Genomic DNA, 26874 nt, shown 5'->3' with positions numbered 1-26874 from the left:
GCCCAGGGGAACGAAGACCTTCGTAGTCACTCCAAGCGCTCGGTTTGGCAGTCGTAGCGACCAGGGTTCCGCTCGGCTGTGGCGGTAAGAAATTTGTGCGGCATGACACTCAGACCGGTCCGAAGGCCATCCCAAAGAACAAAAGATGATCAAGGAACAAGGCGGACGGCTCCACGATCAGCCGAGGTGGTCAGGGCGGCGTAGGCACGGAGAGCCGGAGAGACCTGGCGATCGCGGTCCAGGGTCGGACGGAAGCCCTGGGATTCCAGGATGGCTCGGCGGTCCCGTAACAAGGAGTGGTCGACGTGAAGGGTCAGGGTGCGGGCGGGGATGTCGATGGTGATCAGGTCTCCGTCCTGGACCAGGGCGATCGGACCACCGGCGGCGGCCTCGGGCGAAACATGGCCGACGGAGAGGCCGGAGGTGCCGCCGGAGAAGCGGCCGTCGGTGATCAGGGCGCAGGTCTGGCCGAGGCCGCGGCCCTTGAGGAAGGCGGTCGGGTGCAGCATCTCCTGCATGCCGGGGCCACCGCGCGGGCCCTCGTAGCGGATCACGACCACGTCACCGGGACGCACCCGGCGGCCCAGGATGGCGGCGACGGCGTCCTCCTGCGATTCGGCGACCACGGCCGGGCCGGTGAAGGTCAGGATCGAGGGGTCGACTCCGGCGGTCTTGATGATGCAGCCGTCGGGGGCGAGGTCACCGGTGAGGACGGCGAGGCCCCCGTCGGCGGAATAGGCGTGGCCGACGTCGCGGATGCAGCCGCTGGCGGCGTCGAGGTCGAGGTCGTGCCAGCGGCGGGATTGGGAGCCCGCGCGGGCCGAGCGCTCGCCACCCGGAGCGGCGTGGAACAGGTCGACGGCTTCGGCGGCGGGTGACGGCCCGCGGACGTCCCAGGCGGCGAGCCAGGTCGCCAGATCGGGGGAGTGCACAGAAGCCACGTCGCGCCGCAGCAGCCCGGCCCGGTCCAGCTCGCCGAGCAGGGCCGGGACACCGCCGGCCCGGTGCACGTCCTCGACCAGATAGTCGCCGTTCGGGGCGACCTTGCACAGGCACGGCACGGTCCGGGACAGGGCATCGATGTCGGCCAGGGTGAAGTCCAGTTCGGCCTCGTGCGCCGCGGCCAGCAGATGCAGCACGGTGTTGGTCGAGCCGCCCATCGCGATGTCCAGGCTCATCGCGTTCTCGAAGGCCGCCCGACCGGCGATCCGACGCGGCAGCACCGAGTCGTCGTCCTCGTCGTAGTGGCGTCGCGCCAGGGTGACCACGGTCCGACCGGCGTCCTCGTACAACCGCCGACGGGCGGTGTGGGTGGCCAGGGTCGTGCCGTTGCCGGGGAGGGCGAGGCCTAGGGCCTCGGTCAGACAGTTCATCGAGTTGGCGGTGAACATGCCCGAGCAGGAGCCGCAGGTCGGGCAGGACTGTTCCTCCAGCCGGGTCAGGTCGGCGTCGGAGACCGAATCGGCGGCAGAGTCGGCGATCACCGAGACCAGGTTCAGGCCGGTGCGTACGGTGCCGTCGACCAGCCGGGCCCGGCCGCCCTCCATCGGCCCGCCGGACACGAACACGGTCGGCAGGTTCAGCCGGAGCGCGGCCATCAGCATTCCGGGCGTGATCTTGTCGCAGTTGGAGATGCAGACCAGGGCGTCGGCGCGGTGGGCCTGCACCATGTATTCGATCGAGTCGGCGATCAGGTCGCGGGACGGCAGCGAATAGAGCATCCCGTCGTGGCCCATCGCGATCCCGTCGTCGACGGCGATCGTGTTGAACTCCCGCGGGATCCCGCCGGCGGCGCTGACCGCCTCGCCGACGATCCGGCCGACCGGCTGCAGGTGGGTGTGGCCGGGGACGAACTCGGCGAAGCTGTTGGCGACGGCCACGATCGGCTTGCCGAAGTCGGCGGCGGCGACACCGGCGGCCCGGAGCAGGGCGCGGGCGCCGGCCGCGTTGCGGCCATGGGTGACGGTACGCGAGCGAAGCGGGGGCATGCCTCCATCTCCGCACGGGGCACGCACGACCGGGAAGACGCCGCTGCTCCTAGTAGTGACAGCACCACCGGGCCGGTCGGTCGGTGGTTTGTGCCAGGGTGGTGTCGTGCCCGTTTCGAAGCGACCGCGACGCCCGGACCTGCCCGTCCCGACCGATGCCCGGGAGGTCTACACCGACGGCGCCTGCTCCGGCAATCCCGGCCCGGGCGGCTGGGCCTGGGCCGTGGACGAGAACCAGTTCGCGTCCGGCGCCGAGCCGGTGACGACGAATCAGCGGATGGAGATCCGGGCCGCGCTCGAGGCCGTGACGTTCCTCGACGGCCCGCTGCTCGTGGTCAGCGACTCGACCTACGTCGTGAACTGCTTCCGGGACGCCTGGTGGCGCGGCTGGCTCGCCCGCGGCTGGGTCAACTCGGCCAAGAAGCCGGTCGCCAACCGCGATCTGTGGGAGCCGCTGATCGAGGCCGTACGCAGTCGCGCCGACATCGGCTTCCGCTGGGTCAAGGGTCACTCCGGCGACCGGATGAACGACTTCGTCGACCAGCTCGCGGTCGTCGCCGGCAAGGAGCAGCGCAACCTGGCTCCGGCCCCGACGGCCGCCACGTCGGCGGTCCCGGCCGACGACACCCTCTTCTAGCCGGCCGAGCCGGATCAGGGCCGATGACGACCGGTGCGGAGCGGCGGCGAGAGCTCGGCGCCTTCCTGCGCAAGCGCCGGGAGCAGATCGTCCGCGCCGACTACGCCCTGCCGCCGGTCGGCCGCGGCCGGGAGCTGGGGCTGCGGCGCGAGGAGGTCGCGTACCTCTCCGGGGTGAGCGTGACCTGGTACACCTGGCTGGAGCAGGGCCGCGACATCAACCCGTCCCGGCAGGTGCTCGACGCGGTCGCCGTCCAGTTGCGGCTCACCGGGCCCGAACACGAGTACGTACTCACCCTGGCCGGGCTGGCACCGCTGCCGGCCGCCGAGGCGGCGGCGCCCACGCCGGCCCCGCCACACCTGCACCGGCTGATCGACGCGCAGCTCCCGTCCCCGGCGTTCGCGATCACCCCGGACTGGGGCATCGCGGCCTGGAACCGGGCTTACGAGATCCTCTATCCCGCCATCGGCCGGGTCGATCCGGCCGACCGCAACCTGCTGTTGTTGATCTTCACCGATCCGTACGTGCGCCGGATGCTGCCGGACTGGGAGATCACCAGCCGGCGCTTCCTGGCCGAATACCGGGCCGAGGCCGGGCCGCTGCTCGGCCAGCCGTCGCAGCTCGCCCTGATCGACCGGCTGACGTCGCAGAGCCCCGACTTCGCCCGCGCGTGGGAGGAGCACCAGGTCGACCGATTCTCTTCTCGGGAAAGGCGTTTCGAGCATCCGGAGGCCGGCGAGTTGATCTTCGAGCAGCACCGGCTGATCCCTTCTGATCTTCCCGGCCTGCACCTCGTGATCTATCTTCCGCACCCGACTGCCGTCGCGCGCCTGGTCTCGCTCCTCGAGCGCGCTGGACGCGGAGATCTTCCATGATCGACACGGACCTTCGTGGGCCGCCGTGGACCTCGGGCCTCGCCCGTGACTGTTGACGGCCGGGCCTGACGCACCGCTAAACTCACAGCCTGCCAATACAGAGGAGTGTTGACATGTCCCGACTGCGGCGGGTCGCCTGCTGGGCCTCCCCCTTGCTGGTGGTGGCCGCTCTCTGCGCGGCCCTCGTGTCGCCGGCCAACGCGCAACCGATCGCCGACCACAACGGGCTGACCTCGGCCCAGCAGGTCAAGCTCGACCACGCCCGGGTCGAGGCTCATGCCGATCTTCGATTCGGCACCGAACCGCTGGCCGCGGTCCGCGCCGCCGCCGAAGCCGCGGTGCCCGAGGCAGCCTGCGAGATCAGCGTCGATGCCGCGGTGGCCTTGTCCATCGCCATGACCTGGCCCGAGACGTCACCCTCCGGGCAGGCGCCCTCGCCCATGACCTTGTCCCGCTACGACACCCAGCCCACCCTCGCCGATCCGGAGGGCCGCGCCGAGGGTCTGTGGTTCCACCCCGGGATCGGCATGTGGCAGATGGACTCGGCCGGCCTGGGCTCCGACTACACGGCGGCTGAGGCGATGAACGTCGAGTACACCGCGGGACGCGTCGTCCCCGGCATCGTCGCGTCCTACTGCAACTCACTGGGCGGCGGGGCGTCCGAGCCCGCGGCTCGCCGCGCCGCCTGGCAGCCGTGGGTCGCCTGCTGGCAGGGCGCCTGCGAGGACACCTATCAGCGCGCCCTGGCGGGCGTCCTCACCGATGACACCGTCACCAACCTGGGCGGCGCCGAATCCCGTGAGTGCGAGATCGGCGGCGCGACCGTCGATTGTGTCTTCGTCGACCCGGCCGCGGCGCAAGGCGCGAACTGGTGGGCGGCTCCCGGCGGCGGTCGGTCTCCCATCGCAGCTCCGTTCTACGTGTGGCGGGTGACCGACGGTGACTCGGTCACCGAGATCCGCTACTGGCTCGGCGCCGATTCCGGCGCGGCCACCGACGTACAGGCCGCGCGGCCGTTCGGCGGCAACGCCCGGGACAGCCTCACCTGGACGGCCGGCCCCGGCCTGTGCGACCAGACCGCCGGCCGCGGCGACTGCTGAACGCCGGACCCGGGCCGAGTTGCTCAGCCGGCCGACCGGTTGGGTCAGACGTGGGCGCCCCGCCGGATCGGTGCGGGGAGCTTGGCCGGGCCGCACCAGCGGGCCAGGGCGGCCCGGACCTCGCCCGCGTCGGGACGGTCGCCCGCCCAGGCGATGTAGCCGTCGGGACGGATCAGCTTGGCGGTTGTCCCCGGCTCGGTCGAAGTGCCGAGGCTGACCCGGTCCCGCCACGCCTCCATCGGCGCGTGGCTGGACTGCGGCGGCAGGATCAGCAGGAAGCGGCCGGTCCGCAGCTCGGCATAGACCCGGGTCGGCGCGGCGTGGGCGATGAGCGACACATCCGGCACCCGGGTGCCGCAGAGCCGGTGCGAGGCGAACGGCCGGGGATAGCGCAGGCCGATGCCGGAGATCTGCCGGATGATCCGATCCGGTACGTGAGCGAGCCGGCTGGCGGTCTCGATCACCCAGTTGGCCCGCTGCCAGAACGGGGTCTCGGCGACGGCCAGCCGGAGCAGCGAACCGCTGGACCGGAGCACGGCCTTGCCGACCGGATGTCGTTCGGCGTGATAGCCGTCCAGTTGGCGGGCCGGCCCGTGGCCGTGGATCGCCGCGGCCAGCCGCCAGCTGAGATTGGCCGCGTCCTGCAGGCCGACGTTCATGCCCTGCCCGCCGGCCGGGGAGTGGGTGTGGGCGGCGTCGCCGACCAGGAAGACCCGGCCGTTGCGATAGCGCGGCACCTGCCGCTCGTCGCTGTGGAACCGGGACAGCCAGCGCGCCTCGGCCAGGCCGAAGTCGGTGCCGGCGATCCGGAACAGCACGTCGCGGATCTCCTCCAGATCCACCGGGGCGTCGTCGGGCAGCGGCCGGTCCCGGTTCCAGGCGATCACCCGATACCAGCCGTCGCCGAACGGGACCACGAAGAAGAAGCCGGCCGAGCCGCGGTCGAAGGTCAGCTCGGTCTCCGGCGGCTCGGTCAGCTGGACGTCGGCCAGCATCACCGAAGAGACGACGGTCTTGCCCGGGAACGGCATCCGCAGCGCCCGTCGCACCGTGCTGTTGACCCCGTCGGCGCCGACCAGCCAGTCGGCCCGGTGATTGGTGGTCACGCCGTTGCGGTCGAGCAGGTTGACGTCGACGCTGTTCGCATCCTGCCGGACGGCGGTGACGGTGAGGCCGCGGCGGATCGTCGCCCCGAGCCGGGTGGCCCGGCGGGCGAGCAGCCGCTCGGTCTCGGACTGCGGGGTGATCAGCAGGAACGGGAACCGGCTGGGCAGGATCGACAGGTCGATCACCAGCGACTCGAACAGCACCGCCAACTCGTCGACCTCGACGCCGGTGGCGACCAGCGGATCGGCGAGCTCGCGGGCGTCGAGTAACTCCAGGGTCCGGGCCTGGACGGCGAACGCCCGGGACAGTTTCGATTCTTCGGGGCGCTGCTCGACCACCATCACATCGATGCCCTGCGCGGCGAGATCGCCGGCCAGCATCAATCCGGTTGGTCCCGCGCCGACGACGAGCACCTGATTCTGGGCCATCATCGATCCCTCCTCGCAGTTTGTTCGACATTACCTGCGATTGAATCGATATTGAGGCGCGCTACGCCGGGATATCAAAGACCGACCCGAGGAGTTGTCTCCTCGGGCCGGTCGGTGATCGATCTGGTGGGGTCGCTCGCTCAGTAGCGGCGGGCGCCCTCGTACGGCATGTACTTCATCTTGATGTAGCCGACCGGCTTGCCCGGGCGGGACGCGTGCAGCACCTTGCCGTTGCCGGCGTAGATGCCGACGTGGCTGATGCCGGAGTAGAAGAAGACCAGGTCGCCCTTCTGCAGGTTCGACTTCGACACCTTCTTGCCCTTGCGGAACTGGCCACCGGCCGAGTGCGGCAGCTTGATCCCGGCCTTGCGCCAGGCAGCCTGGGTCAGCCCGGAGCAATCCCAGCTGCTGGGGCCGTCGCCACCGTAGGAATAACGGTCACCGATCTGCTTCTTCGCGAATTCCAGCGCCTTCGCGCCCTTGCTCGAGCTCTTGCTGGACGACGACTTCTTTTTCTTCTTCGGCTTGCTGGCCTTCACCTTGACCGCGGCGCCGGCCTGCAGCGCCCGCCACACTCCGGCGGTCGCCTTGCCGGTGGCCTTCCAGCCCTGGGACCGCTGGACCGACTTCACCGCGTCGCGGGTGATCGGGCCGAAATAGCCGGTGGTCGGGACCTTGCGGCCGGACGCGGTGAGCGCCGACTGCAGTCGCTTCACCGCGGAGCCCTTCTTGCCGACCTTCAGCGTCGGCTTGGAGCCGCGGGACAGCAGGGCCACCCAGGTGCTCTTGTTGACGTGGCCGGTCTTGGACAGCTTGACCTTGCCCTGGAACTTCTTGACGGCCTTGACCTCGGTGGCCGAGAACTTGCCGTTGGTCTTGATGCCCTTGTAGCCCGCCGCCTTCAGCAGGCACTCGGCGGCCTTCGCGCTCTTGCCCTTGCTGCCCTTCTGGACGTGTCCGTACGACTTCAGGGCGGTGGTGCACTTGCTCGCGGCCTCGGCCGGCGCGGTGGCGCCGATGCCGACGGTCAGGGCGAGCGCGACGCTCGCGATCCCGGACAACAGGATCTTCGGAATTCGGTGCATGTACTGGCTCCCCTTGTACGCCTGACAGAAGTCGGCGTTTCGGGAACCAGGACAGTCCTACGTCGTCGCCCCCGAGCGACCGATTTGCCGGCCCTCCCAAGCCGGCATCCCGGACGTTATCAAAAGGAAATAAAAGAAATCAATCCGTGATCTGAAATCGGAAACCGGATTGGGCGCGATCCCGTTGGATTTCGGCTGCTGCGAGGGGCGGAAATTCATGCTGGCTCGAATCGTGCCTCGTAACCGTTAGATTGCTCTGTTACGGTTACTCGTGAGGACATCGCCGTTCGAGAGGGCATCTCATGAGACGCACAGCGAAGACGCGACACCTCACCCGCGAGGTGGACGGGCTGCAGGTGCACTACCGCGAATCGGGCGTGCCGGCATCGACGGCCGTGCTGCTGCTGCACGGATCGCCCAGCTCCTCGTACTCGTTCCGGGAGGTGCTGCCGAGCCTGGGCGAGCACGCGTACGCCATCGCACCCGACCTGCCCGGCTTCGGCTTCTCGGACGCGCCACCGCCGGCGGAGTACACGTTCGAGCGGCTGGCGGCGGCGGTCGACGCCCTGGTGGTGAGTCTCGGCGTCGAGCGGTACGTGCTCTACCTGACCGACTTCAGCACCCCGGTCGGCTATCTGCTGGCGCTGCGGCACCCGGAGCGGGTGCTGGGCCTGGTGGTGCAGAACGGCAACGCCCACGAGGCGGGGCTGGGGCAGTCGTGGGACGCGGTACGCCGCTTCTGGGCCGACCCGAGCGCGGAGAACCGGGCGGCGATGGGGGACTGGCTGGACTTCGACGGCACCCGGGCCACCTATCTCAGCGGCCTCCGGCCGGAGCTGCGGGACCTGCATCCGGCCGAGTCGTGGCACCTGGACTGGGAGCGGCTGTCCCGCCCCGGCTTCGTCGACCTGCACTTCCGGCTGTTCTGCGACTACCGCGGGCATGTCGAACGGTTCGACCGGATCGCCGACTTCCACGCGACCCACCAGCCGCCCGCGCTGCTGCTCTGGGGTCGGCACGACCCGTACTTCGACATCGCCGAGGTGTTCGCGTTCCACCGGACCCTGACCGCGGTCGAGGCGCACCTGTACGACGCGGGCCACTTCCTGTTGGAGACCCACGCCGCCGAGGTCACCCCGCTGCTCACCGCCTTCGTCGACGAGGTGCTCGACCGCGAGCCCAGCCGGCGATGAGCACGCCGACCCGCTGGACCGATGATCATTTCGTCGCCGGCGACATCGCGCTTGACTTCGCCAACACCGTCTTCCGGCGCACCCCGGAACTCGGTGCCGACCTGCTCGACAGCGGGCGGAGCCTGACCGGTTGGTTCGGGCACGCCGGGCTGCTGCCGCCGACCGACGACCCGCCGGCGGCGACCGAGGGCGCGTTGCCGGCGGCCCGGCGGCTGCGGGACCGGCTCTGGGTCGTGGTCGATTCGCAACGGGAGGGCGGCGAGGTGCCGGCCGACGCGCTGACCGGGCTGCTGGAGCAGGCCCGGTCCGGGGTGGTGACCGTGACGGCCGACGGCACGGTCAGGCCCCGCAGCCTGGCCGGCGCACTGGCCGCCGTCGCCCTGGCCGGGATCCGGCTGGTGCTGACCCCGCCGCCCCGGCCGGTCCGCAGTTGCGATCGGTGCGGCTGGTATTTCCTCGACACCTCCCGCGGTCGCCGCCGCCGCTGGTGCAGCATGAAGACCTGCGGCAATCAGGCCAAGGCCGCTCGCTTCCGGGACAGTCATTCCTGACGCCGATCCGCGGATTTGGAGCGGGCCGCCGGGCTCACGTACTCTGAACGCTGCCGAAGACCGCTGGTTCGATCCCCGGATCGATAACGAGCCCGTAGCTACGGGCGGCCCGCGCAGGTGAGACGAGATCTTCTCCGTCGGGTCGTGTGTGACCGGCGGTCGAGCCCCGGGTCGCCTGAGTGCGCCGGGGCCTTTTCATGTTCGGGCCCGCATCGTACGGGGACCGGGCCAGTCGCCTTCGGAAGTGCCGCAGGACGCGGCGCGACGATCTGCGCACCTGAGGGTGCGACGACGAAGTGGAGGAGACGATGGCGAGGCCGGACAAGGCAGCCGCGGTCGCGGAGTTGAAGGACAAGTTCACCAACTCCGTGGGTGCCGTGCTGACCGAGTACCGCGGGCTCACCGTGGCGGAGCTCAAGGAGCTGCGTCGCAATCTGGGTGAGGACGCTACCTACGCCGTGTCGAAGAACACGCTGACCAAGATCGCGGCCCGGGAAGCCGGTGTCGAGGGCGTCGAGGAACACCTCGTCGGCCCGACCGCGATCGCCTTCGTCGACGGTGACCCGGTCGCCGTCGCCAAGGGTCTGCGCAACTTCGCCAAGGCGAACCCGCTTCTGGTGATCAAGGGTGGCGTGCTGGAGGGCAAGTTCCTCAGCGTCGACGAGGTCAACAAGCTGGCTGACCTCGAGTCGCGCGAGGTTCTCCTCGCCAAGCTCGCCGGCGCGATGCAGGGAACCCTGCAGCAGGCCGTGTCCCTCTTCGCCGCACCGCTCTCGCAGGCGGCGCGCGCCGTCGCCGCGCTGGAGAAGGCAGCGACCGAGGACCCGTCCCTCATCGGTGGAGCCGGCACGCCGGCCGCCGCGCCCGAGGGAAACCAGGAGCCCAGCAACGAAGAACTGGCGGCAGCATCCGCTGCAACTGAAGATGACGCAGCGCCCGCTGCCGAAGAGAAGTAAGGAGACGCCACCATGGCGAAGCTCAGCACCGAAGAGCTCCTGGATGCGTTCAAGGAGCTGACCCTGATCGAGCTCAGCGAGTTCGTGAAGCAGTTCGAGGACACCTTCAACGTGACCGCCGCCGCGCCGGTCGCCGTGGCCCCCGCGGCCACGTCCCCCGCCGGCACCGGCGGTGGTGAGGAAGAGGCCGCGAGCGACGAGGTCGACGTGATCCTCGAGTCCGCCGGCGACAAGAAGATCCAGGTCATCAAGGAGGTGCGGACCCTCACCAGCCTCGGCCTGAAGGAGGCCAAGGATCTGGTCGAGGCCGCTCCGAAGCCCGTCCTGGAGAAGGTCAACAAGGAGACCGCGGACAAGGCCAAGGAGGCCCTCGAGGCCGCCGGCGCCACCGTGTCCTACAAGTGATCTTCAGCTGATCCGCGAACAGCGGGCGGCGGGCCTCCGGGTCCGACCGCCCGCTTTTTGCTTGTTCGCAAGGAGTCGGCTCAGGGCCGCCGAGAGTCTTCGGCGAGGCTGACTTCCAGGCCGCCGAGCACGGCGGCTGCGAGGTTGTAGACAAACGAACCGAGGGTCGCCGTCGCGGTCAGGATGATCACGTTGACGCAGGAGACCAGCGCGGCGACGCCCATCACCTTCGCGGTGTCGAGGTAGGCCTCGACCCGAAACGGGGTGGTGTCGTTCGGAGACTCGGTGATCGTGCGGACCCTTTCCTCGATCGCCGCGAACAGGCCGGAGCCCTGCAGCACGGTCCAGACCGCGTAGGCGGCGACGACGAGGACGATTCCGGCGGCGATCGAGAACAGGAACGAGGTCTTCATCACCGACCACGGATCCAGTCGGGCCAACCGCAGTCGGGCCCGTCGTGTTCGCGGACCGGTGTCCGAGAGCATGGGCAACTCCTTGCATACTCGGTATGTTCAAACCGGACCATACCGAGTATGTTGCGGTCTGTCGACTTCGGGACCCGAGGTGTCACGTGGAGCCTGACGTGACCGGTCCGCAGGGCCGTTGATCATCGGCTCTTCGACAGGCCTAAGGTACGGGAGCCGCGTCCAGGCTGATCCCGGCCGGCAGCTCGGTGTTGATCTTGGATCCGTCGACGCTGACCCGCAGCGGCCCGTGCGGGGTCTGCAGCGTCCCGTCGGCCCGGGTCAGCCGGCCGAGCCGGGGCGTGATCGACACCGTGCTCATCCCCGGCGAGGTCGGCCGGACGCCGAGCAGGGTCGCATACAGGTGGAAGATCGGGTGCGCACCCCAGGCGTGGCAGTCGCTGCGGGTCGGCTCCGGTTGCTCGATCACCGTCCGCAGACCCTGATCGAGCAGCCCGAACCAGAGGCCGAGTCGATCATGGATGACGTCGGTGCGACCGATCCGGCCGAGCGCCTCGAACAGATAGTGATCGAAATAGACGGTGGTCCGGTCCAGTCCGTCGGTGATCAAGGTCCGCTCCAGGGCGGCCGGGCCGTGCTCCGCGCCGGCCAGGACGGCCAGGCTCTGGGCGTGTTCACTCCAGTGCTGGTGCTCGGGGTCGTCGGCGTACAGGCCGCGTTCGGCCGACCAGAACGTACGCTCAGCGGCGGCACGGACCAGGTCGGCGAGGTCGGAGTGCCGGCCGGCCAGCTCCGGCTCGCCGATCCAGGACTCGAGGTCGGCGGCCAGGTCGGCGACGTGCACCAGCTGCAGGTTGGCGACGCCGGACACGCCCCACTGCGCGCCGGGCGGCGTGCCGGAGTTCCAACCGTCGACCCAGTCCATGAAGTTCCAGCCGTCGAGGGTGCTGAACACGCCGTCCGGCCCGACCTGGGTCCGGTGCGCGTCCAGCACCGCCCGCACGCCGGGCATCAGGGTCCGGACGAATTCAAGATCACCACGCCACAGCGCGAAGTCGTGCACCATCGCGATCCACCACAACGAGAACGGCGGAATGGTCTGCCGGATCCGTGACGGATAGCGACTGGTGGTCAGCCCCCGCGGTGACCGACTGCGATCGAAGGCCAGCAGCGCCTGCCGGGCCAGCCGGTCGTCGCCGGTCGCCAGATAGCCGACCAGGCACTGGATCCGGGTGTCGCCGGCATACTGCAACTGCTCGTAGAACGGGCAGTCCATGGTCGTCTCGTGCGAGCACATCTGCAGCGTCCGGAAGCCGAGTCGCTTGACCCGCTCCAGCCGGTCGTCGTCGCTGTCGAAGTGGCTCAGGTCCTGATACGGATAGAGCGTCTCGGTGAAGCCCAGCTCGGTCAGGGTCAGCTCGGTGTCGCCGGTCTGCACCAGCACCTCGACGTAGCGTCCCGCCTCCCACCACAACGTCGAGAAGCTCTCCCGCTCGCCGCCGCCGGCGATGAAGCGATCACCCACCGGATCCTGCTCCGCCGCGCGGCCCGGCGACCGGAAGAACTTGCCCTCGATCTCGTCGCGATGGCCCTTGCGGCCGTCGGGCTCGAGCAGGGCCTCCTGCCAGTTCAGGTCGACCGTGGCGTCGCGGCCGCCGCGCAGGGTCAGTCGGGGATAGGCGCAGACGTAGTTCTCCAGGTCGAGCAGCACCCGGCGGCTGGTCCGCGCCGGCACGGTGAGCGGCTCACCGGCCAACAGCCGCTGCCAGCCGTCGACCTCGTCGGCCAGGCCGTCGGCGGTCCGGACCGCGATCCCGGTGGTCGGGCCGCCGGCGTACTCGGTCACCAGTCGGACCCGGGCGCCGCCGACCTCGCTCTCGGCCTGGGCCGGCAGGATCGCCGGCACCAGCAGTCGGGTCGGTGGCACGTCGTTGGCGTAGTCGGCCGAATAGGCCCGGCCGACCTCCACCGCCGCCGCCCAGTCGAGCTGGTCCTCGCCGCGTTCCCAACCCCACGGGAAGATCCGGCCGTCGAGTTCGCACTTCAGCCCGCACCCCCAGGCCGGTCCCTTGGGCCGGGTGCCGTGACCGGGCAGCACGGCGGCCTGCCAGGCGCCGGTCCCGGTGGTCAGCTCCGGCCGCCCCTCGGCCGCGACCAGGAAGCCGTGCGCCAGTGAGAACTGGGCGTACGGTGCCTCGGCGCCGATCGACCAGACCCGGGCGGCGAGCAGATGATCACCGGCGGGCAGGTCGAGCCGATAGCTCTCGAAGTTCCAGTGATCAAGATCGCCGCGGTCCGGTCCGCGGCCGATCAACTGCCCGTCCAGATACAATTCGTAGCGCTCGTCGGCGGAGACGTGGATCAGCGCCTCGGTGGCCGCGTCGACCGCGAACGCCAGCCGGTAGCCGGCCACCACCGGGGTCGCCGGGGCGTCCGCGACGCTGATCCAGTGGGCCGGCCAGTGGCACCGATCGACCCAGGAGGTGTGATCTTCGATGAAGGGGTCTTGATCAATCAGGATCCGCGCGGCTGCCATGTGCACTCCTCGATCAAGGTTCGACGGCGACCTCGGTCCATCCCAACACACCGGACCAGTCGGCCAGAACCCCTCGCCCAGTCGGCAAGATCGAAAGGGCGGAAGCGTCAGCGACGCGGGACCATGATCACGAACCGCTGCGGGCCGGCTGCAGCTCGGGCATCGCCGCCGCCGCGTCGGTCAGCGCGGCCAGCATCGCGGCCGTCGCCGGCGGGTCGGGCGGCTCACCGTACGTCGCCGCGTAGATGTGCTGGCGCGAGGGCAGTTCCGTCGCCACGATGCCCTCGGCGCGGTGGGCGCGGATCGCCAACCCGGGGCTGGTCGTCACGCCCAGACCGGCGGCGACCAGCGCCTGCATCACGACCATGTCATCGGAGGTGTAGCCGATCTTGGGCTCGTAGCCCTCCTCGGCGCACATCGCCAGCAGATGGCCGCGGCACCGCTCGCAGCCGGCGATCCAGGTCGCGTCGCGCAGGGTGGCCAGCGGACCCTCGGGGCGGACGGACAGCAGATAGAGCGGATCGTCGAGCAGGTGGTGCAGCCGGACGTCGTCCGGATCGGGTTCGGTGTCGTCGTAGCGGAAGATCACCGCGACGTCGATCTTGCCGGCCCGCAGCAGTTGCAGCGACTGCGGCGGCTGGGTGTCGGTCAGGTCGATCTGCAGGCCGGGATGCTGCTCGGTCAACGTCGCCACCGCGCGCGGGATCAGCGAGCCGATCACCGAGGAGAAGCTGGCCACGCGGACCCGGCCGGCGGTCAGCCCGACGTGCGAGGACAACTCGAGGTCGGCGGCGTCCAGCCGGCCGAGGATCTCCGCGGCCCGCGCGGCCAGCAGCTGGCCGGCGGGGGTGAGCCGGATGCCGCGGCCGACCCGTTGCAGCAGTTGGGCGCCGGTCTCGGCCTCGAGTCGGGCGAGGTGATGGCTGACCGTCGGCTGGGTGTAGTGCAGATCCTTGGCCGCCGCGGTGACCGAGCCCAGCCGGGCGAGTGCGTCGAGGACCCGAAGGCGGGTGACGTCCAGCATGTATTGATGCTATCGATGACGCAGCATGAGCATTGGCATTAGACGTATGAGTTCATCCGTCGCATGCTCGATGACATGACCACGGCACCTCCTTCCCAGGTTGATCAACTGATCGAACTGGTCGACGGCGTCCGGGCCGCGGTCACCGTCCATGCCGACTGGGCCGACACCGCTCGGCTCGTCGCCGAGGAGTTGCGCGCCAACCTGCCCGACCCGGGGGTGCTGACCGAGCGACAGCGTCTCGGCTCACCCGACGATCACCCCGGCCACACCTTGTACGTCGAGCCGGACGGCTCGTTCTCGATCATCGGACGGGTCTGGCGGCCCGGGCAGATCACCCGGATCCATGATCACGTCGCCTGGTCCGTCTTCGGCGTCGTCCAGGGCGTCGAACGCCAGGAGCTGTTCGACGCCGAGCTCAAGCTGATCAGCGTCGAAGATCATCCGGTCGGCCACGTCAGCGGGGTCGCCCCGCCCGGCGACCTGCACCGGATGCAGAACGTCAGCAAGACGACCGCCATCTCGATCCATGTCTACGGCGCCGACCTCACCCGCCTCGGCACCGGGGTCCGTCGCTACTACGACTGACCCATTCCATCCGCACACCGAAGGAGCACAACCATGTCACTCACTCGCGTCCACAGCTTCTCCATCTCGCTCGACGGCTTCGGCACCGGCGCGGGGCAGAGCAAGGATCTCCATTTCGGCCACGCCGGGGATCGGCTGCACCAGTGGATGTTCGCCACCCAGTCGTGGCAGCAGACCAGCGGCAGCCGCGGCGTCGACAACGTCTTCGCGCAGGAGTGGGGCCCGGGGGTCGGCGCCGAGATCATGGGGGCCGGAAAGTTCGGTCACCCCGGCTGGGAGGACGACCCGGACTGGAAGGGCGCGTGGGGTCCGAACCCGCCGTTCCACACGCCGACCTTCATCCTCACCCATCACACCCGGCCGTCGATCGAGATGGAGGGCGGCACGACGTTCCACTTCCTCGACACCTCACCGGCCGAGGCGCTGGAAATCGCCCGCAAGGCCGCGGACGGCAAGGACGTCCGGATCGGTGGCGGTCCGACCGTGATCCGTGACTTCCTGGCCGCCGGGCTGATCGATCACATGAACATCGTCGTGGTGCCGATCATGCTCGGCCGTGGGGTACGGCTCTGGGACGGGCTGGAGGGCATCGAGAACACGTACGACATCGAGTCGGTCTCCTCGCCCACCGGCGTCACCCACCTCACGTTCACCAAGCGCACGAGTTCGTAGGGTCAGGCGGGCTCAGGGTCGACCGGCTGCAGGGATTCGGGCAGTTCGCCGCCGAGGACCCGGGCCTTGATCATCGCGCTGAACACGTCCGGACGCTCGCCGTTCCAGGCATGGCCGACGCCGGTGATCAGTCGGCCCTCGCCGTGCGGGAAGCCGGCGGCGATCACCGGCACCGAGCGGCGGACCAGCTCGTGCTCGTCGCCGCCGGCGACTGCCAGCACCGGGCAGTCCGAGGTCCCGGCGCCGGCCGGCAGCCGGAAGGAGGTCGCCTCGGCGGTGACCCGGCGCACGGTGCGGCCGTTCGTGGCCAGCGCCGCGGCCCGGTAGTCGGCGAAGTCCTCGGCGGGCACCCGCAGCACCTTGGCGTTGGCCCGGAGCAGGGCGCTCGACCGGAGGAACGGCGTCATGGCCGCGGTGATCAACCGGATCAAGCGCCGGTTCGGAAACGGCAGCACGCTGGAGCCACTGACGATCAGCCCGGTCGGCCAGGATGTGCCGGCGGCCAGGTGCAGGCCGACGTAGCCGCCGAGGGAGAGCCCGACGACGTGGGCCCGGCCGTCGGCGGTGCGTTCGGCGACCAGGTCCGTGACCGCCGTTGCCGTGTCGGCGATCGAAGTCCAGGGAATGCCGTTGCTGCGGCCGTGGCCGGGCAGGTCGGGGATCAGCAGGTGCAGCTCGCCGGCCAGGACCGCGGCCTGCCGGGCCCACATCCAGCCGCTCGTCCCGGCGCCGTGCAACAGCACCACCGCGGGCGCCCCGCGATCACCGGCCTCGGCCACGAAGAGGGTCACGGGATGATCCTGACACGGTGATCTTGATCGGTGAGCAAGGAGGTTCCTCCCTGGAATTCGACCGCCAGTCACGGACACCATCGGGACACGCCGCGAAAATCGAGGACTCCGGTCGCCTGGCGGTCGGATTCCAGGGCATGATCAACCGGACCCCGTGGCCGGACCGACCGACCGAGCCGTCACCTCCGCTTCGACACGCCGCAGAAATGGCCGCGGAGGTGACGGGTCGCGGGGCTGTTAGGTGGGCTCGGCCAGGCGTTGCAGGGTCGCGCGGGTCGCGGCGTCGGCCGGGAAGAAGGATTCGACGCCGAGCTCGGACAGGGTGACGTCGTGCGGGGCGCCGAAGTTGGTGATCGTGCTGATCAGCCGCAGTTCGCCGGCCGGATGATCAAGGTGCAGGGTGATCAACACGTCCCGCAGCGGGTCGGAGTCGTCGGCCGGGGTCTGCCCGGCCGGGTAGCCGCGGACCTCGTCCAGCAGGGCGGCCAGTCGCGGATCGCCGGTCTGCCGGCTCTGCCGGGCCAGCCGGTCGACCAGATGCCCGGCCCAGTCGGTCAGGTTGCGGATCCGCGGGGCCAGGCCGTGCGGGTGCAGGCTCAGCCGGTAGACGTTGATCGGCGTGCTCAGCAGCTCCTCGGCGACGCCGACCAGCAGCGGCGCGATCGCCGCGTTGGTCAGCTGGACGTCACCCCAGCGGTCGACCACCAGCGCCGGATAGGGCAGCTGGCCGGTCAGCAGGTGCTGCAGCGCGTCCCGGACCGGGCGGAGTTGATCATCGGCCAGGTCCGCCGTCGGGAAGGTCGGCGCGAACCCGGCCGCCAGCAGCATGGCGTTGCGTTCCCGCAGCGGCACCTCCAGCGACTCGGCCAGGGCCAGCAGCAGTGGCCGACTCGGCGCTGCCCGCCCGGTCTCGACGAAGCTCAGGTGCCGGGCCGACACCCCGGCGTCCAGCGACAGGTCGAGCTGGCTGCGTCGCCGCCGGGCCCGCCAGTCACGCAGCAGCGGGCCGGCGCCGGGTCGTCGGGTCGGTCCGGGCGCGGTGTTCATGGGCGCGAGCCTAGCTCCGGCGCGGAAGCCGTACGACTACCTAAGAGGTAATTGTGGCGATTACCTGGGTGATTCAGGCTGGTGCTCATCGACAACAACGAAGGAGCAACAATGACTGACCTCACCACCCTCGCCGACCGCTACCTCGCCTGCTGGAACGACACCGACCCGGTCAGCCGGCGGGCCGCGGTCGACGAACTGTGGGCGGCCGACGCCCGCTACACCGACCCGATGGTCGACGCCGAGGGCCGGGACGCGATCGACGCGACCATCGGCGCCGTGCAGCAGCAGTTCCCCGGCTTCGTGTTCCGGCTCGCCGGCCCGGTGGACGCCCACCACCAGCAGCTGCGGTTCACCTGGGAGCTCGGGCCCGAGGGCGCCGATCCGGCCCCGATCGTAGGCTTCGACGTCGCCACGGTCGATGCCGACGGCCGGCTGCACACCGTCCTCGGCTTCCTGGACCGCGTGCCCGGCTGATCCGCTCGTTCCTGCGCCCTGTCGAAGGGCAAGGATGATCCCCACCTTCGACAGGCTCGGGGAACGAACGTTCTGCACCGGGCTTGTTCCGTTCCCTGAGCCTGTCGAAGGGCAGACCAGACCGCGCCGTTCTCCCGGGAGCTTCGGCCTGACGGCCGGGAAAGACGCAGCAAAGGGCGGGCGGATTGTTGCGGTCGGTCCGTCTCGCGGCCGGGCGCCGGTTCCTGCGATGGCCGGTGCCGCCGGTAGTCCTTCTCGACCGATCCTGCACCTCGCCGAGGCGTCGAGGAGTTATGTCGATCATCGACAGTGAAGTTTCCCACCTGAAAACCGACGATCGAGGTGGAAAAGGTCACACTCGATGATCCCGAAGCACCCCCGGCGGCCGAAACCGCGGCAGAACGGTCTGGCCTGCCCTTCGACAGGCTCAGGGAACGGAACAAGCAGGGCTCCCTTCGCCAGGCCCAGGGAGAACCAGTCCCAGTCAGTCGGCGACCCAGGAGCCGGCGATCATGGTGCGCCAGGCGGTGAAATCGGGGTCGAAGACGGCGAGGTCGGCGGCCAGGCCGACCGCGATCCGGCCCTGATGATCATCGATTCCGGCGATCCGGGCCGGCACGGTCGAGGCCATGGCGACGGCCTCCGGGAGTGGGAGGCCGACGACGTCGCGGAGCACCGGGATCATCTGGTTGATCAAGGTCGTGCTGCCGGCGAAGGAGGTGCCGTCGGTCAGCATGGCGACTCCGTCGGAGACGACCCGACGGCGGTCCGGGCCGAAGACCGTGCCATCGGGCAGTCCGGCTCCGCTGGTCGCGTCCGAGACGGCACAGAGCCGGGGGCCGAGGCACTGGTGGGCGAGCCGCATCAGGGTCGGCGGCAGGTGCCGGTTGTCGGCGATGATCTCCGCGGTGATCTCGGTCGCGGCCAGCGACGCCTCGACCATCCCGGGCCGGCGCCAGGGGCCTTCCCGGATGGTCATCGACTGACCGCTCCACAGATGGATGACGTGACTGAGCCCGGCATCGATCGCCGCTCGCAGGTCGGTGTCGCGGCCGTCGCTGTGGCCGGCGGCGGCGATGATGCCGGCGTCGATGATCCGGCCGACCAGGTCGATCGCGCCGGGCAGCTCGGGCGCGATGCTGATCATGGAGACCACGTCGGCGTAGGCCAACAGCCGGTCGGCACTGCCGTCGTCCGGCGAGCGCAGGTGATCGGGATGATGGGCCCCGCGTTGCCGCTCACTGAAGTACGGGCCCTCCAGGTGCGCCCCGATCACCCGGCAGCCCGGCCGGTCGGAACCGACCCAGGACCGCAGCCGGTCCAGGCCGCGGGTCAACTGGTCCAGCGGCGCCGAACCGAAGGTCGGCTGGACCGCGGTGATGCCGCACCGGGCATAGTGGGCGAGCAGTTCGGTGAAGGCCTGCTCGGTGCCGTCGCCGAAGCTGTGCCCGAGCCCGCCGTGGACGTGCAGATCGATCAGGCCGGGGGTGACGAACCGGCCTCCCACGTCCACCGTCGGCAATGCCGGATCGAGCTCGTCGGGCGGCAGCAGGGCGGTGATCGTCGGCCCGGTGCAGACGACCGCGAGTCGATCATCGACCCGGTCGGGCAGCACCACCCGGCCGTTGATCAGCGCGATCGATCCGCTCATGATCACGCGTCGAGCAGGGCCGCGATGTCCACCGGTGCGCCACTGCGCACCGACCGCCACATCGCCTCGCCGACCGCGACCGCCAGCGCGCCCTCCCGGCTGCTGGCCCGGAGCCCGAGCGGATCGGGGGCGGCCGCGCCCTGGCGGGTGAACAGGTCCTGCCGGAGCTGCAGATCGGAGCCGTTGTGGCTGCCGGGCAGCCGCCGGGTCTCGTGCACCTGACGCTCGCCGAACAACGGCAGATAGGTGATCGGCTGCCGGTCGGTCGCCGGGAACGGGCAGCGGTCCGGCGCCGTGTAGTGGGTGGTCTCGATCCGCCCCTCGGTCCCGTTGATCGCCAGCACGTAGCCCTCCCAGGCCGCCGACAGGTTCAGCGAGTACGACATCGAGGCACCGCTGCGATACCGGACCACTGCCGAGTAGGTGTCCTCGATCTCGATGTCGTCGTCGTAGATGTACAGCGATGATCCCGGCGGATACTGCACGTCGTACGGCAGCGCGTCCCGGCCGGACAGGTGATCATCGCGGACCTCGCCGCCCGGCACGTGCCAGCGCTGGTAGTACGGATCCCGCCGCCGCTGCTCGTCGTGGTCGTAGTCGACCCCGTCCTTGATCGACGGGTTGTGGGCGCCGTTCTTGCCGTAGTAGTTCAGCGCGCCGTAGGCGAAGACCTGGTCCGGCACGTCGCCGAGCAGCCAGTTGATCAGGTCGAAGTGATGCACCGCCTTGGTGATCGTCAGCCCGCCGGACTGGTCCCGGTAGCGGTTCCAGCGGTAGAAGTAGCTGGTCCCGTGATAGGTGTCGAGGTTGTGCACGAACTCGACGTTGGTGATCCGGCCCAGCCAGCCGTCCTTGATCATTCTCCGCATCACCTGGTGCGGCTCGCGGTAGCGCGAGTTGTGGGTGACCCGCACCGTTCCCCGACTGGTCCGCTCGGCCGCCAGCACCGCCTTGGCCTGCTCGCAGTCGATCACCATCGGCTTCTCGCAGATCACGTCGAGGTCGTGTTCCAACGCCCGGACCAGATAGTCGGCATGACTGCCGTCCGGCCCGGTGACGATCACCGCATCCGGCCGGGTCTCGCTGATCATCGTGTCGAACTGGTCCGGCCCGAAGCCGGGGAGGTCCACCCGCTCCCGGTCGTTGAAGGCGGCGAGCCGGGCCTGATCGACGTCCAGCAGGGCCACGATCTCGCCGCCATCGGCGAAGTCACCCCGGCCGGCGGTGCCGTCCGGCTTCAGCAGCGGGCGGACGAACATGCCGATCGCGCGGCGACTCAGGCCGCACACCGCGTAGCGGGTCTTGCCCTCGGCTGGATTCGTCCTGCTCGGTTCCATGGTGCTCCTCAGCTCGGCGTTCGGGGTCGGGGCTCCCGGGTCAACGGATGCCGGTCGTCGCGATGCCCTTGATCAGGAACCGCTGACCGAACAGGAAGATCGCGAAGATCGGGATCAGGGACAGGATGGACATCGCGAACAGCGGTCCCCAGGACGACTGCGAGGTCGCGTCCAGGAAGCTGCGCAGCGCGACCGGGATGGTGAACATCCGCTGGTCGGTCAGATAGACCAGCGGGGAGAAGAAGTCGTTCCAGGTCCAGATGAAGGTGAAGATCGCCGTCGTGGCCAGGGCCGGCATCATCAGCGGCAGGATGATCATGGCGTAGATCCGGCCCGGGCCGGCGCCGTCGATCTTGGCCGCCTCGTCCAGGTCCCGCGGGATGCCGCGGATGAACTGCACCATCAGGAAGATGAAGAACGAGTCGGTGGCCAGGAACTTGGGCACGATCAGCGGGTTGAAGGTGTTGATCCAGTCCAGCTCGGAGAACATCACATACTGCGGGATGATCACCACGTGATACGGGATCATGATCGTCAGCAACATGATCGAGAACCAGACCGCCTTGGCCCGGTAGCGGAGCCGGGCGAAGGAGTAGGCGACCAGCGAGCAGGAGACCACGTTGCCGACCACACAGGCGACGGAGATGAGCAGCGAGTTGAGGAAATACCGGCCGAACGGCACCTGGAAGGACGACCAGCCGTCGGTGTAGTTCTCCAGCGTCACCGCCGACGGGATCAGCGACGGCTGGCTGAAGATCAGCGAGGTCGGCTTGAACGAGCTGGACAGCATCCACAACAGCGGATAGAGCATGGTGGCGCCGGCCAGCGCGATCAGCACATACAGCACGGCCTTCTTGCCGGGGGACAGCCCGTGGCCGCGCCGGATCGGCCGGCGGAGGCTACTGATCGCCATAGAACACCCACTTCCGGCCGACCAGGAAGTTGAGCCCCGTCATCGCGGCGATGATCAGCAACAAGACCCAGGCCATGGCTGAGGCGTAACCCATGTCGAAGTTGGTGAACGCCCGTTCGTACAGGTAGAGCGAGTAGAACAAGGTCGAGTCGGCCGGCCCGCCGCTGCCGCCGCTGACGATGAACGCCCCGGTGAACGACTGGAAGGCGCCGATCATCTGCAGCACCAGGTTGAAGAAGATCACCGGCGTGAGCAGCGGGATGGTGATCCGGAACAGCCGCGACCAGGTCCCGGCGCCGTCCACCCGGGCCGCCTCATACAGCTCGGTCGGGATCTGCCGCAGCCCGGCCAGGAAGATGATCATCGGCGAGCCGAAGCTCCAGATGTGCAGCACGATCAGGGTGGACAGCGAATAGTCCGGATCGGTGATCCAGGCCGGACCCTGGATGCCGACCACCCCGAGCAGGCCGTTCAGCAGTCCGTCGGCGCCGAAGACCTGGCGCCACAGGATCGCGATCGCGACGCTGCTGCCGAGCAGCGACGGCAGGTAGTAGACGGCCCGGTAGAAGGTGAGCCCGCGCAGTCCGCTGTCCAGCACCAGGGCCAGCACCAGGGCGAAGATCAGCGACAACGGCACCGAGACGACGACGTAGATCACGGTGACGGCGAGCGACTTCAGCAGCCGGGGATCGTCGAAGAACATCCGCCGGTAGTTCTCCAGCCCGATCCAGCCCGGCGGCTGGAGGATGCTGTAGTCGGTGAACGACAGGTAGAGCGAGGCGCCGAGCGGGATCAGGGTGATCAACAACAGGCCGGCGAACCACGGCAGCAGGAACAGATAACCGGCGGCGTTCTCCTGCTGCCCGCGGCTGGGCCGCGACGGGTTCGGCCGCGGGGTCAGTCGCCCCGCCAGCCGGGCGACCGGCCCGGCCGGGCCGCGGCCCGCCCATTCGGTGTCGTCGATGATCATGGATCACTTGCCGCCGCGAGCCAGCACCTGCTCGGCCTGCTCGAAGAAGCTCGCCGCGGCCTGGTCGATCGAGCTCCGGCCGTACATCAGCTCCTCGTACACCCGGAGGAAGATGCCGTCGGTGATCTCGCCGCCGCCGACCGGATAGGGCGCCGGTGCCGGGGCGAACGTGTCGGACTGGGCGGCGATGAAGTCGATCTCCTGGGTCTCGACCGGCTCCACCGTCCCCTTGATCGACTCCGCCACCTTCTCGTTCAGCGGGGTGCCGCGGTTCGAGCCGAGGATCGCGCCGGCCTCCGGATCGTTCAGCAGGAAGTCGATCAAGGTCGCGCAGGCCTCGGGATTCTTGGTCTTGGCCGAGGCGCTCAGCAGTTGGCTGGCGTGCACGTTCTGGCTCGGCGTCGGCGACTCGCCGGGCACCCGGATCAGTTGCAGCGGGACCTGCTCCGGGCCGCCGCCGACCTCGGTCAGGCCGACGATCTGGTTGGACCAATAGAAGATCAACCCGGTCTGGTTCTTGGCCATCGGATTCTGTTCCAGGGTGTCGCCGGCGGCCGAGGTGACGTCTGGCGGCGTCGAGGCGCCCGACCGGCGCATCCGGTCGGCCAGGCCCCAGAACGCGGCCAGGTCGGCCTGCTCGAAGCCGAGCCTGCGGTCCTCGGTGAACAGCGCCTTGCCCTGCTGGCGTACCCAGACCTCGAAGGTGGTCGACTGGCCGCCGAAGTCGAGGATGCCGTGCACGTCGTCCGGCGTCGCGTCGCCGAGCTGCTGCGCCAGCGCCTCGAACGACTCCCAGGTCCAGGCCTGAAGATCATCGCCGGGCGGGTCGATGCCGGCGTCCTGGAGCACCTTCTCGTTGTAGATCAAGGTCCAGACGTTGCCGACCCAGGGGATGCCGAAGACTCCGCTCCCGGTGCGGTACGGATCGAGCGAGCCCTTGGCCAGGTCCGTCGTCGGGATCGCCTGATCCAGGTGTGGCGCCAGGTCGAGCAGGGCGCCGCGATCCCCGTACTCGACGATGTAGCTGGTCGACATCTGGATCACGTCGGGGGAGTTGCCGCCGGCCGTCTGGGTCGCGATCCGGTCCCAGTAATCGTCGAAGGAACCGGTGTATTCGCGCTCGACGGTGATGTCGGAATGCTTGGTCTGAAACAGGTCGAGGGCCTGCTGGGTGATCTTCGCCCGATCCTCGTTGCCCCACCAGGTCATCCGGATGGCGCCGGGCGAACCGCCGCCCTGATCATTGCCGCAGCCGGCCGCGGCCACGGGGAGCATCGCTGCTCCCGCGACGAAGGCCCGACGAGTGATTCCGTGGCCGGCACTCCGAATGCCGCCGTCGTGAGGTCCGGGCATGTCTGCTCGCTTTCGTGCAGCGTTGCGGTGCAGGAGATAGCGTGAGCTTGCAGCAATTTTCAGCAAACGTCAACGGTTTGCAGGACCCTGGAATCCAGATGGCTGCAAACTGCAACGCCGCCGGAACCTGAGCCGGCGGCGTCGTCTCCTGCGCCGCCGGCTACTCGACGACGGTCTGCGCGGTCGCGTTCTGCCGGATGTAGTCCCAGTCGTACGTCACACCGAGGCCCGGCCCGGTCGGCACCGGGAAGGTCCCGTCGGGGCTCACGTCGTCCAGATGATCGGAATAGCCGCAGGTGTAGACCGGGGCGCTGAAGTGGGCGCCGGACGGGCCGACCATGGACAACTCGTAGAAGTTGGTGTTGCGGATCGCCGCCATGCAGTGCCGGTGCGCCGGGCCCGGCGCGTGCAGTTCGACGTCCAGGCCGAGCGCCTCGGCGAAGTGCGCGATCTTCATCGTGCCGGTGATGCCCATGTCGAAGTCGGGATCGGCCCGGACGAAGTCGGTGCCGTCGGCCAGCACCAGATTGGCCAGGGATTCCAGGCCGCGGACGTGCTCGCCGAGCAGCAGCGGGGTCTTGATCAACTCGCGCAGCCGGCGATGCGAGTGCGCCGCCAGCCCGCCGTCGCTGTACGGATCCTCGTACCAGAAGAAGCCGGCCTCGTCGCAGGCCCGGCCGACCGCGACCGCGTCGCCGAAGGTGCGGAAGCTGCAGGCCGAGTCGTGCATCAGCGCCATCCGGCCACCGACCCGGCGGCCCAGCTCGAGCACCGCCGCGATGTCGCGGTCGATGCCGCCGTCGCTCCAGCCGTGCATCTTGAACGCGCGATAGCCCTTGGCGTAGCAGGCCTCGGCGAAGTCGGCGTACGCCTCGGGGCTGGCCAGGCCGCCGGTGTCGCCGCCGAACCAGGTGCTGGCGTAGGCCTTGACCCGGTCCTGGCCGCCGCCGAGCAGGCTGGCCACTGAGGCGCCGAGCCGCTTCCCGGCCAGGTCCCAGAGGGCGATGTCGATCACCCCGGCGCCCATCCGGTCCTCCTTGCGCAGCTGCCGCCGGATCTTCTCGTACGCCAGCTCGCGGGCGAAGCCGTCCATCCCGAGGATGGTGCGGGCGCAGGCCGTGGCCTGGGCCAGCGAGTTGGCCTGGCCGCCGACGTAGCTGCCGGTCGCGCCGTCCGCGGTCTCGACGGTGATCGCCATCCGGGTCCGGTGGGTGGTCACGCCGGGCATGTCGATGCCGCCCTGGACCCCGACCATCGGATAACGGAACAAGATCAACTCGACCCGGCTGATCTTGGTCGCGGCCGATTCCGCGACGTCGCGCGGGCCGGTCTGCTCGGTCATCACCATCGGGCTCTCCTCCATCGTGTCGGCAGCCCGAGACTAGCCAGGACGGCGGTGATGATCTTGACGTCGTCCTTCCTGTCGGGACATCAGGGCGTCACCCGAGCCCCATCCCGCGGCGGCCGGTCCGGTTGAGCTCGGCGGCGGAGAACCGGTCGGCCCAGTCGCGTTCGTAATGCTCGGCCGGGAAGTCGCTCGGGCTGGAGCCGCTCTCGAACGCCGCACGCACCTCGCTCGCGTACGCCTCGTTGCGGGGGCACCAGGGTGCGGCCGGGATGTACATGACGTTGCCCCAGCCCTGTTGGCCGGTGACCGGCGCGACGCTGTGGATCAGGTCGCAGTGCCACCACACCGAGTCGCCGGCGCGGACGTCGGGGATGCCGCTGATCGCCCGCAGCAGCAGGGAATGCCAACGCTCCAGGGCGGGGAAGACCTGACCGGTGGTGACGCCGCACAGGTCGTCGGCCGGCACGTCGGACAGCAGCGGCCGCAGCATCAGGTACGCCATCGCCTCCGGGATCGGCACCGTGTGCAGGACGCCCTGATCATGGTCCATGTCGGAGAGGGCGGTCCAGCCTTGGAAGGTGCGGAATGCCGAGCACATGGTGCTGCCCGGATACTGCGGACCGGAGGTGCGGTGGGCGGCGTCCCACGGGTCGTACTCCTCGACCGTGCCGTCGAACAGATGCCGGAACGCACGCTGGTTTCCCTCGGTCATCCAGAGATCGAGCGTCCCCGGATCGAGGTGGGTGCCGAGCCCGCCGGAGTCGGTGCCGGGCGGCCGACGGCGGATCCGGTCGGGGTAGAGCGAGTCGCGGCCGGGATCGAACCATCGGACGCCGTCGGATTCGCTGCGCCACTGCCGGTTGAGGAAGGCCTGGACGGTGGCCATCCGGTCGCTCTGCCGGGCCTGCATCTGGGCCGGTGACCAGTAGATCGGATAGATCTCGGGCTTCGACCCGACGCTGCCGAAGAAGTCGTCGCCGGGCCCGCGATAGTTCTCGAAGAACCGGTTGGACTCGACGTAGTCGACGGTGGCGGCATCCCAGGCCAGGGCCTGCTCGCGCGGGAAGTGGCCGCGGACCACCAGGCACCCGCGGCGGTGCAGCCGGGCCAGCGCCTCGGCGGACACGGTGCCGGCCTCGATCTCGGCGTAGTCGATCACCGGCCAGACCGTGTCGCCGCGCCGCCGGGCCGCCTCGATCTCCTCGACCCGCTCGGTGATCAGCTGCTCGACGACGGCGAACACCTCCTCGACGCTGCGGCCGGAGGCTCCGATTCTGGCCCGCAGGGCCGGCTTGAGTTCGGTGATCGCGGCCTTCAGGTCGGCCGGCGGCGATTCCCAGTGCGGTAGCCCGGGCCGGGTGTCGCTCGCAACGTTTCGGGTGGGGGCTGACATGGTCACGCTCCTCAAGGTTTGGGA

24 protein-coding genes and 1 pseudogene are annotated in these 26874 nt (G+C 69.6%); 10 read left to right on the top strand and 15 right to left on the bottom strand.

The annotated features are described in order from the left end of the window. Positions 1–149 precede the first annotated feature (149 nt). Positions 150–1988: a dihydroxy-acid dehydratase gene (gene ilvD / locus FNH24_RS10015; RefSeq protein ID WP_152362041.1), complete on the bottom strand. Its 1839-nt coding sequence runs from the start codon at positions 1986–1988 to the stop codon at positions 150–152. Positions 1989–2094: 106 nt separating this feature from the next. Here ilvD and FNH24_RS10010 point away from each other — a divergent pair, with 106 nt between their 5' ends. The 3 genes from FNH24_RS10010 (at position 2095) to FNH24_RS10000 (ending at position 4600) form a co-directional block, all read left to right on the top strand. Then, positions 2095–2625, top strand: a complete 531-nt coding sequence (locus tag FNH24_RS10010; protein WP_246186829.1) for a ribonuclease H family protein — start codon at positions 2095–2097, stop codon at positions 2623–2625. A 23-nt stretch (positions 2626–2648) separates the two neighbouring features. Continuing rightward, positions 2649–3500, top strand: coding sequence for a helix-turn-helix transcriptional regulator (locus FNH24_RS10005; RefSeq protein WP_152362039.1), 852 nt, complete (start codon positions 2649–2651; stop codon positions 3498–3500). A 113-nt stretch (positions 3501–3613) separates the two neighbouring features. Then, a complete protein-coding gene (locus FNH24_RS10000; protein ID WP_152362038.1) occupies positions 3614–4600 on the top strand; it encodes a hypothetical protein in 987 nt (328 codons plus the stop codon). A gap of 44 nt (positions 4601–4644) precedes the next feature. Here the strand turns inward: FNH24_RS10000 and FNH24_RS09995 are convergent, their stop codons facing one another. Together FNH24_RS09995 and FNH24_RS09990 are read right to left on the bottom strand one after the other, a co-directional pair. Further along, positions 4645–6138 (bottom strand): FAD-dependent monooxygenase, encoded by a 1494-nt coding sequence (locus FNH24_RS09995; protein WP_152362037.1) that lies wholly within the window; start codon positions 6136–6138, stop codon positions 4645–4647. Between the two features lie 137 nt (positions 6139–6275). Continuing rightward, positions 6276–7220, bottom strand: coding sequence for a C40 family peptidase (locus FNH24_RS09990; protein WP_152362036.1), 945 nt, complete (start codon positions 7218–7220; stop codon positions 6276–6278). 302 nt (positions 7221–7522) lie between these two features. On the opposite strand from FNH24_RS09990, the gene FNH24_RS09985 reads away from it, so the two are divergent. From FNH24_RS09985 to rplL, 4 genes are all read left to right on the top strand, one after another. Continuing rightward, on the top strand, positions 7523–8413 hold the full coding sequence (locus tag FNH24_RS09985) for an alpha/beta fold hydrolase (RefSeq protein ID WP_152362035.1): 891 nt from the start codon (positions 7523–7525) through the stop codon (positions 8411–8413). Beyond that, positions 8410–8964, top strand: coding sequence for a CGNR zinc finger domain-containing protein (locus FNH24_RS09980; RefSeq protein ID WP_152362034.1), 555 nt, complete (start codon positions 8410–8412; stop codon positions 8962–8964). The genes FNH24_RS09985 and FNH24_RS09980 overlap by 4 nt, the downstream gene beginning before the upstream one ends. A gap of 308 nt (positions 8965–9272) precedes the next feature. After that, positions 9273–9920 carry a 50S ribosomal protein L10 gene (rplJ, locus tag FNH24_RS09975; RefSeq protein ID WP_152362033.1) on the top strand — a complete coding sequence of 216 codons (648 nt, stop codon included), beginning with the start codon at positions 9273–9275 and terminating at the stop codon, positions 9918–9920. Positions 9921–9932: 12 nt separating this feature from the next. Next, positions 9933–10325: a 50S ribosomal protein L7/L12 gene (gene rplL, locus FNH24_RS09970; RefSeq protein ID WP_152362032.1), complete on the top strand. Its 393-nt coding sequence runs from the start codon at positions 9933–9935 to the stop codon at positions 10323–10325. A gap of 80 nt (positions 10326–10405) precedes the next feature. On the opposite strand, the pseudogene FNH24_RS09965 reads toward rplL, so the two are convergent. From FNH24_RS09965 to FNH24_RS09955, 3 genes and pseudogenes are all read right to left on the bottom strand, one after another. After that, positions 10406–10789 (bottom strand): annotated as a pseudogene (locus FNH24_RS09965) (DUF3566 domain-containing protein); the annotation flags it as partial. Between the two features lie 163 nt (positions 10790–10952). After that, complete coding sequence (locus FNH24_RS09960) at positions 10953–13286, bottom strand: alpha-L-rhamnosidase-related protein (protein ID WP_152362030.1); 2334 nt, start codon at positions 13284–13286, stop codon at positions 10953–10955. Between the two features lie 127 nt (positions 13287–13413). Next, entirely contained in the window at positions 13414–14310 is an 897-nt protein-coding gene (locus FNH24_RS09955) for a LysR family transcriptional regulator (protein ID WP_152362029.1), read from the bottom strand. A 75-nt stretch (positions 14311–14385) separates the two neighbouring features. Here FNH24_RS09955 and FNH24_RS09950 point away from each other — a divergent pair, with 75 nt between their 5' ends. Next, positions 14386–14898, top strand: coding sequence for a cysteine dioxygenase family protein (locus FNH24_RS09950; RefSeq protein WP_152362028.1), 513 nt, complete (start codon positions 14386–14388; stop codon positions 14896–14898). Between the two features lie 33 nt (positions 14899–14931). Then, on the top strand, positions 14932–15570 hold the full coding sequence (locus FNH24_RS09945; protein WP_152362027.1) for a dihydrofolate reductase family protein: 639 nt from the start codon (positions 14932–14934) through the stop codon (positions 15568–15570). A 2-nt stretch (positions 15571–15572) separates the two neighbouring features. Here the strand turns inward: FNH24_RS09945 and FNH24_RS09940 are convergent, their stop codons facing one another. Both FNH24_RS09940 and FNH24_RS09935 read right to left on the bottom strand, forming a co-directional pair. Then, complete coding sequence (locus FNH24_RS09940) at positions 15573–16361, bottom strand: alpha/beta fold hydrolase (RefSeq protein ID WP_161606074.1); 789 nt, start codon at positions 16359–16361, stop codon at positions 15573–15575. Between the two features lie 237 nt (positions 16362–16598). Next, positions 16599–17408 carry an MmyB family transcriptional regulator gene (locus FNH24_RS09935; protein ID WP_152362025.1) on the bottom strand — a complete coding sequence of 270 codons (810 nt, stop codon included), beginning with the start codon at positions 17406–17408 and terminating at the stop codon, positions 16599–16601. A 111-nt stretch (positions 17409–17519) separates the two neighbouring features. Between FNH24_RS09935 and FNH24_RS09930 the strand changes: the two genes are divergently transcribed. After that, positions 17520–17885, top strand: coding sequence for a nuclear transport factor 2 family protein (locus tag FNH24_RS09930; protein ID WP_152362024.1), 366 nt, complete (start codon positions 17520–17522; stop codon positions 17883–17885). Positions 17886–18369: 484 nt separating this feature from the next. On the opposite strand, the gene nagA is transcribed toward FNH24_RS09930, so the two are convergent. From nagA to FNH24_RS09895, 7 genes are all read right to left on the bottom strand, one after another. Further along, entirely contained in the window at positions 18370–19536 is a 1167-nt protein-coding gene (gene nagA / locus FNH24_RS09925; RefSeq protein ID WP_152362023.1) for an N-acetylglucosamine-6-phosphate deacetylase, read from the bottom strand. A gap of 2 nt (positions 19537–19538) precedes the next feature. Further along, a complete protein-coding gene (locus FNH24_RS09920) occupies positions 19539–20873 on the bottom strand; it encodes a Gfo/Idh/MocA family protein (RefSeq protein WP_152362022.1) in 1335 nt (444 codons plus the stop codon). A 40-nt stretch (positions 20874–20913) separates the two neighbouring features. Next, complete coding sequence (locus FNH24_RS09915; protein WP_152362021.1) at positions 20914–21786, bottom strand: carbohydrate ABC transporter permease; 873 nt, start codon at positions 21784–21786, stop codon at positions 20914–20916. Then, positions 21773–22756, bottom strand: coding sequence for a carbohydrate ABC transporter permease (locus FNH24_RS09910; RefSeq protein WP_152362020.1), 984 nt, complete (start codon positions 22754–22756; stop codon positions 21773–21775). Before FNH24_RS09910 ends, FNH24_RS09915 begins: the two co-directional genes overlap by 14 nt. 3 nt (positions 22757–22759) lie before the next feature. Continuing rightward, the gene (locus FNH24_RS09905; RefSeq protein ID WP_152362019.1) at positions 22760–24109 is read right to left on the bottom strand and encodes an ABC transporter substrate-binding protein; all 1350 of its coding nucleotides are present in this window, start codon (positions 24107–24109) and stop codon (positions 22760–22762) included. 160 nt (positions 24110–24269) lie between these two features. Beyond that, positions 24270–25457 (bottom strand): enolase C-terminal domain-like protein, encoded by a 1188-nt coding sequence (locus FNH24_RS09900; protein ID WP_217428138.1) that lies wholly within the window; start codon positions 25455–25457, stop codon positions 24270–24272. A 91-nt stretch (positions 25458–25548) separates the two neighbouring features. Continuing rightward, complete coding sequence (locus FNH24_RS09895) at positions 25549–26850, bottom strand: DUF1479 domain-containing protein (RefSeq protein WP_152362018.1); 1302 nt, start codon at positions 26848–26850, stop codon at positions 25549–25551. Positions 26851–26874: the final 24 nt, after the last annotated feature.

The sequence above is a fragment of the Microlunatus speluncae genome (assembly GCF_009299835.1).
GTDB classification, from domain to species: Bacteria; Actinomycetota; Actinomycetes; order Propionibacteriales; family Propionibacteriaceae; genus Microlunatus; species Microlunatus speluncae.
The sequence above is the reverse complement of the archived record's forward strand: the minus strand, read 5'-3'. Positions and strand labels throughout refer to the sequence as shown.

What these genes read in the sequence shown, in the direction of transcription:
- FNH24_RS09905 (WP_152362019.1), bottom strand. Translation starts at nt 24,109, where the DNA reads ATGCCCGGACCTCACGACGGCGGCATTCGGAGTGCCGGCCACGGAATC.
- FNH24_RS10005 (WP_152362039.1), top strand. Translation starts at nt 2,649, where the DNA reads ATGACGACCGGTGCGGAGCGGCGGCGAGAGCTCGGCGCCTTCCTGCGC.
- FNH24_RS09920 (WP_152362022.1), bottom strand. Translation starts at nt 20,873, where the DNA reads ATGGAACCGAGCAGGACGAATCCAGCCGAGGGCAAGACCCGCTACGCG.
- FNH24_RS09990 (WP_152362036.1), bottom strand. Translation starts at nt 7,220, where the DNA reads ATGCACCGAATTCCGAAGATCCTGTTGTCCGGGATCGCGAGCGTCGCG.
- rplL (WP_152362032.1), top strand. Translation starts at nt 9,933, where the DNA reads ATGGCGAAGCTCAGCACCGAAGAGCTCCTGGATGCGTTCAAGGAGCTG.
- FNH24_RS09980 (WP_152362034.1), top strand. Translation starts at nt 8,410, where the DNA reads ATGAGCACGCCGACCCGCTGGACCGATGATCATTTCGTCGCCGGCGAC.
- FNH24_RS09995 (WP_152362037.1), bottom strand. Translation starts at nt 6,138, where the DNA reads ATGATGGCCCAGAATCAGGTGCTCGTCGTCGGCGCGGGACCAACCGGA.
- FNH24_RS09950 (WP_152362028.1), top strand. Translation starts at nt 14,386, where the DNA reads ATGACCACGGCACCTCCTTCCCAGGTTGATCAACTGATCGAACTGGTC.
- ilvD (WP_152362041.1), bottom strand. Translation starts at nt 1,988, where the DNA reads ATGCCCCCGCTTCGCTCGCGTACCGTCACCCATGGCCGCAACGCGGCC.
- FNH24_RS09985 (WP_152362035.1), top strand. Translation starts at nt 7,523, where the DNA reads ATGAGACGCACAGCGAAGACGCGACACCTCACCCGCGAGGTGGACGGG.
- FNH24_RS09915 (WP_152362021.1), bottom strand. Translation starts at nt 21,786, where the DNA reads ATGGCGATCAGTAGCCTCCGCCGGCCGATCCGGCGCGGCCACGGGCTG.
- FNH24_RS09910 (WP_152362020.1), bottom strand. Translation starts at nt 22,756, where the DNA reads ATGATCATCGACGACACCGAATGGGCGGGCCGCGGCCCGGCCGGGCCG.
- FNH24_RS09900 (WP_217428138.1), bottom strand. Translation starts at nt 25,457, where the DNA reads ATGGTGATGACCGAGCAGACCGGCCCGCGCGACGTCGCGGAATCGGCC.
- rplJ (WP_152362033.1), top strand. Translation starts at nt 9,273, where the DNA reads ATGGCGAGGCCGGACAAGGCAGCCGCGGTCGCGGAGTTGAAGGACAAG.
- FNH24_RS09930 (WP_152362024.1), top strand. Translation starts at nt 17,520, where the DNA reads ATGACTGACCTCACCACCCTCGCCGACCGCTACCTCGCCTGCTGGAAC.
- FNH24_RS09960 (WP_152362030.1), bottom strand. Translation starts at nt 13,286, where the DNA reads ATGGCAGCCGCGCGGATCCTGATTGATCAAGACCCCTTCATCGAAGAT.
- FNH24_RS10000 (WP_152362038.1), top strand. Translation starts at nt 3,614, where the DNA reads ATGTCCCGACTGCGGCGGGTCGCCTGCTGGGCCTCCCCCTTGCTGGTG.
- nagA (WP_152362023.1), bottom strand. Translation starts at nt 19,536, where the DNA reads ATGAGCGGATCGATCGCGCTGATCAACGGCCGGGTGGTGCTGCCCGAC.
- FNH24_RS09955 (WP_152362029.1), bottom strand. Translation starts at nt 14,310, where the DNA reads ATGCTGGACGTCACCCGCCTTCGGGTCCTCGACGCACTCGCCCGGCTG.
- FNH24_RS09935 (WP_152362025.1), bottom strand. Translation starts at nt 17,408, where the DNA reads ATGAACACCGCGCCCGGACCGACCCGACGACCCGGCGCCGGCCCGCTG.
- FNH24_RS09945 (WP_152362027.1), top strand. Translation starts at nt 14,932, where the DNA reads ATGTCACTCACTCGCGTCCACAGCTTCTCCATCTCGCTCGACGGCTTC.
- FNH24_RS09895 (WP_152362018.1), bottom strand. Translation starts at nt 26,850, where the DNA reads ATGTCAGCCCCCACCCGAAACGTTGCGAGCGACACCCGGCCCGGGCTA.